We start from the raw sequence: 11,643 nt of genomic DNA on the forward strand, positions 1-11,643 counted from the left end.
TTCCGTTTGGTTATGCCTTGACGCCTGCATCGACGGCGTCTCTTCCGCCGATGTTTCGAGGTCGCGAAGAGACGTGACGAATTGTGCGAGAAGGGGCCGTGCTTTGGCGTCGTCCGAAAGGGTGATTTCCGCATGCTCTTCATTCCCGTCAGCCCGTGAGTCATCGTGACTGCCGCTACGCAACGCTTTGTCAAGGCTGGCGAAAGCAAAATCACCATTTCGGACGACGTGGTCGTTTTTCGCGCTGTCAGAATGTGTAGACACCAGGGAAGACGGCGGGCCGGCTGCATGGAGGAATACCGGATCAGCCGGGTGTGCAAGGGTGCGCGCATCTCGCGCTTCGACGCGGGCAGTAGCGAAATCGTAAAGGGAATCCAAGGCCGCGGCCTCGATCTGGACGAGCGCGAGCCGGCTTGATTTCCACTCCTGTGAAGACACATGCGGTGCCGCATACGGCGCCGGGGGAGCGCTCGCGTCCGCATTTCGCGTGACACAACCGTCGCTGGCGGTCGTCCGTTGGTAACGATGCAGGGAGCAGTTTCATGACGTCCCGACTCATGTGTGAGGCATGGCTGGGAAGTGCAGACACGAGTCAATGAGTGCCGGGCAGATCATTATAAAAATGGAGACGCAATGAAGTCGAAATGGTTTTTGGCCGCCGCGGCGGCGACGCTTGGAAGTACCGCTTATGCGGAGTCGTCGGTATTGCTGTATGGCGCGGTTGACTCGGGCCTGCTGTATCAAAGCACCTCTGCCGCATCGTTCAACCCCAAGTCCAAGAACCTCGGAGCGGTCTATGCGTTCAAGGACGCCGGGATCTATTCGAGCCTGTGGGGCATGAAGGGCACCGAAGATATCGGTGGCGGGTACAGCGTTAACTTCAAGTTGCAAGGCGCCTTCACCAGCAGCAACGGCAAGGTCGGCCTGTCCGACACCCCCGGTGCAACGGCGCTGTTCAATCAGGTATCGACCGTTGGGTTGTCCGGACCATTTGGCTCGGTGAACATCGGGCGGCAGATCGTGCCGATGGCCTATGCGATGGCCGAAACGGACGTTCGCAGAGGCCAGTACTTCGGCAGCGTCCTGACCACGTGGCTGGGCATGAACCAGGCGGCGGGCTGGAGCGGCACCAGCACCAATGGACCGATCGGCGCGCTGTATGACAGCAACGCGATCGTCTACAACTCGCCGGTTTTCGGCGGTGTCAGCGCTTCGCTTGAATATGCGCCGGGCGGTGTCGCAGGCAGTTTCCAGGGTGGCACGCGCGAGTCGGCCGTGTTGAAGTATTCGAACTATGGACTGGATCTGGCTGCTGTCTACTACAACGGCCATGACACCAATCCTGCACCCGCCGCGGTGCCCACGGGTCTCGCCAACAACCGGTTCGTCTATGTTGGCGCGCGCTACGCGATCGACGGTTTTTCCGTGTCCGCGTCCTGGGGGAATGGCTGGAATCCTTCGAAGTCGAATCAGGTCGACTATGACATGTATTCCGCCGCCCTCGGCTATCGCGTCTCGCCGGCGCTCAACGTGACAGGCGGGGTCTACTACCTGAAGGACCGGAATAATTCCTCCAACAAGTCCACCGAAGTCGCAGCCGGGGTCGAATACAGCCTCTCGAAGGCCACGTTGCTCTATGCACAGGTGGGCCACGTGGAGAACGAGGGCGTCATGACGACGGGCATTACGTATGGCGGTCTCGTGGCGCCGGGTGTGGGCACCACGGCAGTCAACGTCGGTTTGCGCCATAGCTTTTGATGTTTCTTGTCAGCTTGCCGGGGTGACGGCGACAGCCTGAGGTTGCAGGCAGAAAAAGAGGCGTGCGGGCCACGCGAATACAGTCGACCTGTCCAAACGCGTGTCCGGCCGACGGGGATCGCAGAAGCTTCGACCGAGCTTTCTGCGGTCCGTGTCAGGACGCGAACGCCGTCGCTCGCCGTAGCTCCCGTTTGTCACACGACATGGAACAGGGCACATCGCCAACCATGCAACAGGGGCTTTCCGATTCCAGCGAACCGGGCTCCTGGCAGGCTAACGACACCCCTCGCGATTCCTGCAGTCTGCACGAGGATTCCATACTGGCCTGCTATGCGCTCGCCGTCATCCGGAGGCAGCCCATGCTATGCCCATGCCGAAATGGGGATCGCCGGTTTGCATGAGGCTGCGTGCAGGACAATAAAGTATGTGAGAAAGTGGATGGACGCGCCGGGCATGTGTCCGCGACGCGCAAGGCGGCAGAGCAGTACGATGGCGCTTGCCGCTACTCCGTAATTGCCGCAGGTTGGCGCGCGGGACAGGGGCGCGTAGAGTAGCGGCCTTCCTGCCGTACCGGACGCCTATTTCTCCATGCATCTCATGCTGCACAATCTCCCGCCTTCCAAGCTATCCGCACCACGTCTCTCTCCGTTCCAGTTACCGCGGCCGCAACTGGTCGAACGAATGCGTGACGCAGGGGATGTGCGTCTGATCCTGCTGCGCGCGCCCGCCGGATTCGGCAAGACAACCGCCATGCTGCAGCTTGCCGAGCATCAGGCAGCGGCCGGTGTCGTCGTGGGATGGCTCAACCTGGATGCGTCGGACAATGATCTTGGCCGCTTCCTCGCGCATTTCGATGCGGCGGTAGCGGGCGTGGCACCGCGCCTCGATGCGCGCTCCCCGGAACCCGATCTTCTGGAGCTGATCGACCGCATCGCCGCCTCCGCCACCCGGTTCACGCTGTTTCTGGATGATTTCGAAGCCGTCGAGAGTTCGACCGTGCTCGACCTGATACGGCAGATCGTGGATAACCTGCCGCCGGGCTGGCAGTTCGTGATCGGCTCGCGTATCGTGCCCGGCCTGGGCCTCGGCAGGCTGCGCGCGGGGGGGAGTTGCTTGAAATCGGGGTGGGGCATCTGCGCTTTTCGCCGGGAGAAACCGCCGCGTTTCTGTGCGAACGGCGGGCCCTTCCGTTGAGCAAGAGCGCGCTTGGCCGCCTTCAACAGGCGACCGACGGCTGGGCCACCGCATTGTGGCTGGCGTCGCTGGCGCTGGAAGGGCACGACGATCCGGAAGCTTTCCTGGACACGTTCTCCGGCTCGCATGCCGCGATTACCGAATTTCTGGCGGAAGACGTGCTGGCGAGGCTGCCGGAAGTGCAGCGAGAGTTCCTGCTGAGAACGAGCGTGCTTCAGCAACTCAATGTGCCGCTATGCGATGCGCTGCTGGCACAGGCCGGCAGTGGCGCGCTGCTTGCACAACTCGAGCGCGCGAATCTTTTCCTTGTGGCGCTGGATCGACCCGAACACTACCGCTACCACAGCCTGTTTCGCGAGTTCCTGCTCGGCCAGTTGGCGCAACGCGATCCCGCAGCCATCCCGGTGCTGCATCGCAGGGCTTCGCAGTGGTATGAAGATGAGGGACGCGCGGTGCCCGCCATCGACCATGCGCTGGTGGCGCGCGACTACGACCGGGCCACCCGGCTGCTGGCCGCCCACGCGCAGCGGCTTCTCGACGTGGGACGCTTCCGGCTGCTCGCGCGCTGGCTCGACAGCCTGCCGCAGGCGTTGCTGGAACAACAGCCGAAGCTGCGCGTCGCCCATGCCTGGGCGCTGATTTTCACGCATCGCTATACGGAGTCGTTCGCGCTCGTGCAGCGGATCGATGAATCACTGAGCGCGAACCGCCACGAATGGGACGACGAGTTGCAGGCTCACCTGCTGGCGATGCGTCCCATCCTGATGATCATGACCGACAAGCGCGACGGTTTTTCGATCGGGGTTGCAAATCATGCCCGCATGAATCCCCGGCACGCTTTTCCCTATAGTCTTCTGACCAACATGGTGGCCTACCTCCATGCGGGGCTCGACCGCCATGAAGAAGCGCGGGCTTTGCTGGATCAGGCGCGCCGCTCGCATGTCGAGATCGGCAGCACCTTCAACCTGGTGGCGGCCGAAGCGATCGAAGGGATGATCAGCCTGAGGCAAGGCAAGCTGCAGGATGCCATCGCGCGCTTTCGTGTCGCCATGAACAACATGGCGGGCGATGCCGCTGGCCGGGCCGGCGGCAACGCGCCCGCCGCCGTGCAGTTCGCTGAAGCCTTGTACGAAGCCGGCCAGCTCGAGCAGGCCGAACACATCCTGACGATCTATATGGGGCTCGCACGCGAGGTGGGGTCGGCCGACCATGTCCTGCGCGGACATCTGATACGGTCGCGGCTCGCGTGGCAGCGCGGTGAACCGGACCGCGCCTTCGGATTGCTGAGCGAGCTGGAATACATCGGTCATCAGGAAAGCATCGCGCGCCTCGTGGTCAGCGCGGAACTCGAACGCTCGCGACTGGCACTCGTGCGCGGCGACGTGGCCGCCGCCGCTGTCTACATGCACCGTGCCGAAAATCCTGCCTTGTGGCGTCCCGAGGATGTGATTCCCGTTCCCCTGCATGAGGTGGAAACGCTGGAAATGGGACGCCTGCGGCTGCGCGTGCATACCGCAGCGGGCGACGTGCTGGAGGACCTGCGCATCGCGATCGAGGAGGCCCGGACGCGGCGGCGTCATCGCGTCGCGCTGCAGCTCACGCTATTGCGTGCCGAGGCCTTGCAGCGCGCCGGGCAGCGAGACGCCGCGCGCGAATGCATGGCGCAGGCGCTCTCGCACGCGTGCGTCGAGGGAATCCTGCAACCCTTCGCGGACGAGGGCCCGGTCGTCGCCGCGCTGGCGTTGCGTTGGGCGCGTGCGACCCTGGCAGGCGGCAAGGCGCCGGCCGGCGCGATAGCCGGCTACGTCGAGCGCCTGGAACTGACTTGCGCCGGTGTTGCAGGCGACGCCGAAGACGCCGCCGATGCCCCGGCGATCCGCCCGGGCGGCCGCGGCGAAGCGCTGACCGACCGGGAAATCCATGTGCTGAAGCTGGTCGCGCAAGGCAAGTCGAACGCTGATCTGGCACGAGAGCTCTTTGTGTCGGAGAACACCGTGCGCACGCACTTGCGCAATATCTCGTCGAAACTGGATACCCGCAACCGCACCGAGGCGGTAGCGCGAGCGCGCCACCAGGGACTCATCCGGTAGCGGCTGCAAAATCACCCTTTCGGACGACGTTGTCTTTTTCTGGGCTGTCAGAATGTCTGGACACCAAGGAGACAACACACATGGAACGCCTGATTTTCGAAGCGGAACACGAGAGCTTTCGCGACTCCGCACGCCGATTTTTCCAGCGCGAGATTGGAGCGCACTCGGAACGCTGGCGCGAAGGGGGCTGCGTGGATCGCGAGGCCTTTCTGAAGGCTGGCGAGCAGGGCTACCTGCTGATGTGGGCCGACGAGGCGCATGGCGGGGCTGGCGTCGCGGACTTCCGCTATGAGCAGATCCTGATCGAGGAGAACGCCCGGCACGGTGATTCGGGCTTCTTTTGCACGCTGCATTCACGGCTCGTGGGACCGTATATCGGCAAGATCGGCAACGACGAGCAGCGCGCGCGCATTCTGCCGCGCGCCGCCCGCGGCGAGGCGATTCTCGCCATCGCGATGACCGAGCCGCAGACCGGTTCCGATCTGGCCGGCATCCGCGCCCGCGCCGAAGACAAGGGCGACTACTGGTTGCTCAACGGCGCGAAGACCTTCATTTCCAACGGCATTCTGGCTGACTACGTGGTGGTGGCTGCGCGCACCTCGCCGGACAATCCGCACGCGCTTGGCCTCTTCATCGTGGAGCGCGGCATGCCGGGCTTCGAACGCGGCCGCCGGCTCAAGAAGATGGGACTGCATTCGCAGGACACGGCGGAACTGTTCTTCGAGAACGTCCGCGTGCCGAAGGCCAATGTGCTGGGCGATCCGGCTCAGGGCTTCCGCTACCTGACGCGTCACCTGGCCGAAGAGCGCCTGCTCGGCGCCTGCGGTTACCTGGCCTGCGCGCAGGTCGCGTTCGACCTGACGCTCGATTATGTGAAGGAGCGCAAGGCGTTTGGCCGTCCGGTCGGCATGTTCCAGAACTCGCGCTTCAAACTGGCGCAACTGCGTGCGGAACTCGATGCGCAGCAGACATTCGTGGATCAGTGCGTGCTGCTGCATAACGCGGGCAAGCTGAGCGTGGAGATCGCGGCGTCGGCGAAGCTGCTGTGCTCGGAGCTGGAAGGGCGCGTGGTGGACGAGGGCGTGCAGCTCCACGGCGGGTCGGGCTATATGGACGAATACCGGATCAGCCGCATGTACACCGACGCGCGCATCTCGCGCATCTATGCGGGCAGCAGCGAAATCATGAAGGAAATCATCGGCCGCGGCCTCGGTCTGGACGAGCGCAAGCTGGGCTGATTTCCACTCCTGTCAGGACAACAAAAGTGCGGTGCCGTTCACGGCATCGGGGGAGCGCTCGTGTCCGCGTTCCCCGCGACAGAAGAAGCATCGGTGGGCGGCATCGACCGTCAAAGCAGAAGGAGAATTGAACATGGCTTTCACCGCATTCGACCTGAGCGGCAAGGTTGCGCTTGTCACCGGCGGCAACGGCGGCATTGGTCTGGGTATCGCCGAGGGCCTTGCAAGCGCGGGGGCGGACATCGCGATCTGGGGCACCAACGCGAAGAAGAACGCCATTGCAGCGGAGCGCATCGCCGCGTACGGCAAGCGGGTTCACACCGAACTGTGCGACGTGGGCGACGAAGCAGCGGTCGACGCCGCGATGCAACGCACCGTCGCGGCGCTCGGTCGCCTCGACGGGTGCTTCGCCAATGCCGGCGTGGCTGGAGCGCGGATGCCGTTCGAAGAGCTGACTGCCGAGCTGTGGCGCAGCACGCTGCGCGTCAACCTCGACGGTGCGTTCTTCACGCTGCGTGCCGCGTCCCGCCAGTTGCTGGCACAAGGCGACGGCGGCGTGCTGGTTGGCACCGCATCGCTCGCGGCCATCGAAGGCGCACCGCGCAACGAACACTACGCCGCGACGAAGGGCGGTTTGATCTCGATGATGCGCGCTCTTGCGGTGGAATACGCGCGCCACGGCATTCGCGCCCATTCGATCCTGCCCGGCTGGATCAGGACGGACATGAGCGCGGAGGTGCAGGCAAGCGACGCCTTCCAGTCGATGATCAGCAAGCGCGTGCCGATGCGCCGCTGGGGCGAGGCCAGCGACTTCGCCGGCATCGCGGTTTATCTGATGAGCGCGGCATCGTCATTTCATACCGGCGACACGTTTCTGATCGACGGCGGCTACGCCATCTATTGAAGCGACGACGCCATCCAGGCATCACGGGAAACTTTCAGGATCATTGAACATGAGCGGGCCTCTGCAAGGTATTCGGGTATTGGAAATGGTGGGCATCGGGCCGGGACCGTTCTGCGGCATGATGCTCGCGGACATGGGCGCCGATGTCATTCGCGTGGACCGGCCCGCGGACAAGCGTGCCGGTCTCGACGGCAAGCCGCCGGCGCAGGATTCGCTTCGCTTTGACGTAACCGCACGCGGCAAGCGCACGGTCGCGATCGATCTTAAGTCTGCCGAAGGGGCGCAACAGGTACTGGCGCTGGTCGAGCAGGCCGACGTGCTGATCGAAGGATTTCGCCCCGGCGTGATGGAGCGGCTCGGGCTGGGTCCCGAAGCATGCCTGCAACGCAATCCAAGGCTTGTCTACGGCCGCATGACCGGCTGGGGACAGTCGGGCCCGCTCGCGCAGGCCGCCGGCCACGACATCAACTACATCTCGATCAGCGGCATGCTGGGTGCGATGGGCCGCGCGGAAGAGGCGCCGCCGCCGCCGCTCAACCTCGTAGGCGACCTCGGCGGCGGCGCGATGATGCTCGCGTTCGGCGTGGCGTGCGCGCTCGTCGAGGCACGCAACAGCGGCAAGGGGCAAGTGATCGACGCCGCGATGACCGACGGCACGGCCCTGCTCGGTGCGATGTTTTACGGCATGCGGGCGCAGGGTATGTGGAACGTCCGGCGCGGCAGCAATCTGCTCGACGGTTCCGCGCACTTCTACGACACCTACGAATGCGCGGATGGCAAATACATCGCGGTCGGCGCGATCGAACCGCAGTTCTATGCCGAACTGCTCGAACGCCTCGACATAAGCGATCCGGTTTTCGCGCACCAGTTCGAGCGGCGTCACTGGCCGGAACTGAAGCGCCGGCTTGCATCGCACTTCGTGACCCGCACTCGCGCGCAATGGACAGAACTGATGGAAGGTTCCGACGTCTGCTTTGCGCCGGTGCTCGACATGGACGAGGCGCCGCAGCACGAGCACAACATCGCACGCAAGACCTTCATCGAGATCGATGGCGTCGTGCAACCCGCACCGGCGCCGCGTTTCAGCCGCACCGTGCCCGACGTGCGTCAATCAGCGGAAGGTCCGGAAGAGAACCTCGACGATGTCCTGGCCGGATGGCGTGGCGCGCGTCGCTGAGCGCTGTCGAACAATACAACAGGAGACATGACATGCAATGGAGAAAGTGCCTCAGCCTGCTCGCGTCGTTGGCCGCGCTCTGCGTGCTGACAAGCAGCCCGGCAGCCGTTCGCGCAAATTCTGAACCGGCCTTGACGCCGACTCAGGCGCGCGCCATCGGTCGCGAAGTGTTCCTGTGGGGCATGCACCCCGTTGCGATCTATCAGCTTCGCTACCAGCGGGTGCAGAACGAGCACAGCCCGGTGTACGTCGGCATCGACCGCATGCAGTGGAACCGCAAGCCGATCTCGGCCGCACGCGGCGCGACGACGCCGAACGCCAGCACGATGTACGGCGTCGCGATGACCGATCTGTCGCAGGATCCGCTGGTGATTACCGCACCGGCCATCCATGACCGGTACTGGAGCATCCAGCTATTCGACAACTATGCCAACTGGTGGGGCATGATCGGCAGCCAGTTCAGTGCGCCGGGCCCGGTCAAGCGCCTGTTGGTCGGCCCGAACTGGCGCGGCAGGATTCCGGCCGAATTCGCCGGCGCGGAGGTTCTGCAATCGTCTTCGAACTTCGCCGGGGTACTCGCACGGATCGCGATCACCGACCGGACCTCCGCCGACTACGCGGCCATCAACGGCATCATGGACCAGATCACCGTGATGCCGCTGTCGAAGTGGCTCGCGGCGGGCCAACGCGAAGTGCGTGCTGAAGACATGCCAGCGGTCAGGGGCGACTATCCCGTCTACCCGGGCATGGAGGCTTTTCGCACAGCCGTACAGATCAAGGGTGTCGACTTCCTGCGCTGGGTGTCCCTCGTGCTCAATGACACGAGCTTCACGAAGAAGGCAGATTCGGCAAGCGAGCAGCGTGCGTTCGCCGACTTCGCCCGCCTTGGCCTGAAGGCAGGCCAGCCGTTCGATCCCGCCTCGCTGACGCCGGAAATCCGCGCAGCGGTCGAAGCGGGCATCGAGGACGGCCGGCAGCAGGTAACCGCCGCCATGTTTGGGCATAACGAGCACCAGATCGACATGAACGGATGGCTGCTCGACACCGATCTCGGCTATCGGGACAGCGATTGGGAAGAGCGCGCCGGCATGGGCTTGCTTGCCGTGCTGGGGCCGGTTCCCTTGCGCTCGCACACCGCAGCGTGGGGCAACACGGATTCGGAAGGCCGGCCGCTTACGGGTGAGCACCGCTACACGATCACCTTCGACCTGAAGGACATGCCGCCTGTCAGCGAGTTCTGGGAACTGCCGCTCTACGACACGCAGGGCTACTTCTACGACAACCCGCTCAACCGCTATTCGTTCACCAGCTACGACCTGCGACGCGGCCGGCTCTACACCGGCAACGGCAAGGTGGTGATCTATGTGCAGCACGACGAGCCGGCGGATCCGCAGCAGCGTGAAAACTGGCTGCCTGCGCCGAAGGACGGCTTCCGGTTCGCCGCCCGCTTCTACGGCGCATACGGCCCGCTGATCGACGGCAGCTACGCCATGCCGCGACCGGTGCGCGTCGACTAGGCAGCAAGGCCTGCAAGACCACCGGCGTGACGCAGCGAATGCCGGTGGCTTGAGGCATCCATTTATTGATGAACTTTGATGAACCAGAGAAGGAGTCGGACGATGTCTGAGAAAGTGGTAGTTGCCGGTGTTGGCATGATCCAGTTCAAGAAGCCGGGTGCGAGCGCTTCGTATGTCGAGATGGGCTCGCAAGCCGCGCGCGCCGCGCTCGCCGACGCCGGAATTTCGTATGACCTCGTGCAGCAGGCGTATGTCGGCTATGTCTATGGCGATTCGACCTCGGGGCAGGCCGCGCTGTATCCGGTGGGCCTGACGCAGATTCCCGTCGTCAATGTGAACAACAACTGTTCGACGGGTTCCACTGCGCTGTTCCTCGCACGCCAGGCGGTCGAAAGCGGAGCGGTGGAGTGCGCGATCGCGCTTGGCTTCGAGCAGATGCAGCCGGGTGCGCTGGGTGAGATGTGGAGCGACCGCCCGGGTCCGATGGCGAACTGGGCGACCTTGGCCTCGGAGCTGAATCCCGACGCGGTCGCCGCGAAGGTGCCGGGCGCCCTGATGATGTTCGGCGGCGCGGGCAAGGAACACATGCAGAAGTACGGCACGAAGATGGAAACCTTCGCGAAGATCCGCGCGAAGGCGAGCCGTCACGCCGCCAACAACCCGCTCGCGATCTTCCGCAAGGTAGTGAGCGCGGAAGACGTGATGGCCGATCCGATCGTATGGCCGGGCGTGATGACCCGCCTGATGGCCTGCCCGCCGACCTGCGGCGCAGCGGCAGCGATCATCTGTTCGGAAGCCTTTGCGAAGAAGCACAACATCCGCATCGACGTGCAGATCCTCGCGCAATCGATGACGACCGACAGCCCGGCAACGTTCGAAGAGCGCTCGGCGATCCAGTTGGTCGGGTTCGACATGGCGAGGGAAGCCGCGCGTCAGGTGTACGAGAAGGCTGGCGTGGGCCCGTCGGACATCAAGGTGTGCGAGCTGCACGACTGCTTCGCGCACAACGAACTGGTGACCTACGAGTCGCTGGGCTTCTGCCCGGTGGGTGGCGCCGAGAAGTTCGTCGACGACGGCGACAACACCTATGGCGGCAAGGTCGTGACCAACCCGTCGGGCGGCCTGCTCTCGAAAGGTCATCCGCTCGGCGCGACGGGACTGGCTCAGTGCTACGAACTCACGCACCAGTTGCGCGGCACGGCCGAGGCTCGCCAGGTCGACGGCGCGAAGCTCGCGCTGCAACACAACCTGGGTCTGGGCGGCGCGTGCGTGGTGACGCTGTACGGCCGCGCCTGACGGCGTGACGGAAACGGCGGGCGGCGCGCGCGTCGCATGCCGTTTCTCTTGAGGAGACTTTGTAATGGCAGATAAAAGCATGATCGGCCGCGTGATGTCGCGCGGCACCGTCGATGTCGAGAAGGGGCGTCTGCGCTTCTTCGCCAAGGCCATCGGCGAAACCGATCCCGTGTACATCGACGAATCCGCCGCGCACGACGCCGGCCATCCGGCATTGCCGGTGCCGCCAACCTTCCTGTTCTGTCTGAACAGCGAGACGAGTGATCTGGTCGCGACGCTGACGTCCCTGAACATGGACCTTGCGCGCATCCTGCATGCCGAGCAGTCGTTCACCTATCACCGGATGGCCTATGCAGGCGACACGCTGAGCTTCGAGACGAAGCTCGCGGATGTCTACGAGAAGAAAGGCGGTGCACTGCAATTCGTGGTGCAGGAAACACGCGTGACCAGCCAGAAGGGCGAGCACATC

The 11,643-nt window shown here is 64.1% G+C and carries 9 protein-coding genes; all 9 read left to right on the forward strand.

Going from position 1 to position 11,643, the window contains the following annotated elements:
- Positions 1 to 633: 633 nt before the first annotated feature.
- Positions 634 to 1,758, forward strand: coding sequence for a porin (locus AWB68_RS29425; protein WP_087647845.1), 1,125 nt, complete (start codon positions 634 to 636; stop codon positions 1,756 to 1,758).
- A 588-nt stretch (positions 1,759 to 2,346) separates the two neighbouring features.
- Entirely contained in the window at positions 2,347 to 2,952 is a 606-nt protein-coding gene (locus AWB68_RS29430; RefSeq protein WP_125483078.1) for a hypothetical protein, read from the forward strand.
- Positions 2,949 to 5,042: a winged helix-turn-helix domain-containing protein gene (locus tag AWB68_RS29435; protein WP_087647847.1), complete on the forward strand. Its 2,094-nt coding sequence runs from the start codon at positions 2,949 to 2,951 to the stop codon at positions 5,040 to 5,042. The genes AWB68_RS29430 and AWB68_RS29435 overlap by 4 nt, the downstream gene beginning before the upstream one ends.
- Positions 5,043 to 5,122: 80 nt before the next feature.
- Positions 5,123 to 6,280 carry an acyl-CoA dehydrogenase family protein gene (locus tag AWB68_RS29440; protein ID WP_087647848.1) on the forward strand — a complete coding sequence of 386 codons (1,158 nt, stop codon included), beginning with the start codon at positions 5,123 to 5,125 and terminating at the stop codon, positions 6,278 to 6,280.
- 133 nt (positions 6,281 to 6,413) lie between these two features.
- Positions 6,414 to 7,184 carry an SDR family NAD(P)-dependent oxidoreductase gene (locus tag AWB68_RS29445; protein ID WP_087647849.1) on the forward strand — a complete coding sequence of 257 codons (771 nt, stop codon included), beginning with the start codon at positions 6,414 to 6,416 and terminating at the stop codon, positions 7,182 to 7,184.
- A 49-nt stretch (positions 7,185 to 7,233) separates the two neighbouring features.
- On the forward strand, positions 7,234 to 8,361 hold the full coding sequence (locus AWB68_RS29450; RefSeq protein ID WP_087647850.1) for a CaiB/BaiF CoA transferase family protein: 1,128 nt from the start codon (positions 7,234 to 7,236) through the stop codon (positions 8,359 to 8,361).
- Positions 8,362 to 8,393: 32 nt separating this feature from the next.
- Positions 8,394 to 9,878: a DUF1214 domain-containing protein gene (locus tag AWB68_RS29455; RefSeq protein ID WP_087647853.1), complete on the forward strand. Its 1,485-nt coding sequence runs from the start codon at positions 8,394 to 8,396 to the stop codon at positions 9,876 to 9,878.
- 102 nt (positions 9,879 to 9,980) lie between these two features.
- Positions 9,981 to 11,174 (forward strand): lipid-transfer protein, encoded by a 1,194-nt coding sequence (locus tag AWB68_RS29460; protein WP_087647851.1) that lies wholly within the window; start codon positions 9,981 to 9,983, stop codon positions 11,172 to 11,174.
- Between the two features lie 64 nt (positions 11,175 to 11,238).
- A partial coding sequence (locus tag AWB68_RS29465; RefSeq protein WP_087647852.1) for a MaoC family dehydratase N-terminal domain-containing protein occupies positions 11,239 to 11,643 on the forward strand: 405 nt, incomplete at its 3' end.

Origin of the sequence: Caballeronia choica, from assembly GCF_001544535.1 — a bacterium.
GTDB classification, from domain to species: Bacteria; Pseudomonadota; Gammaproteobacteria; order Burkholderiales; family Burkholderiaceae; genus Caballeronia; species Caballeronia choica.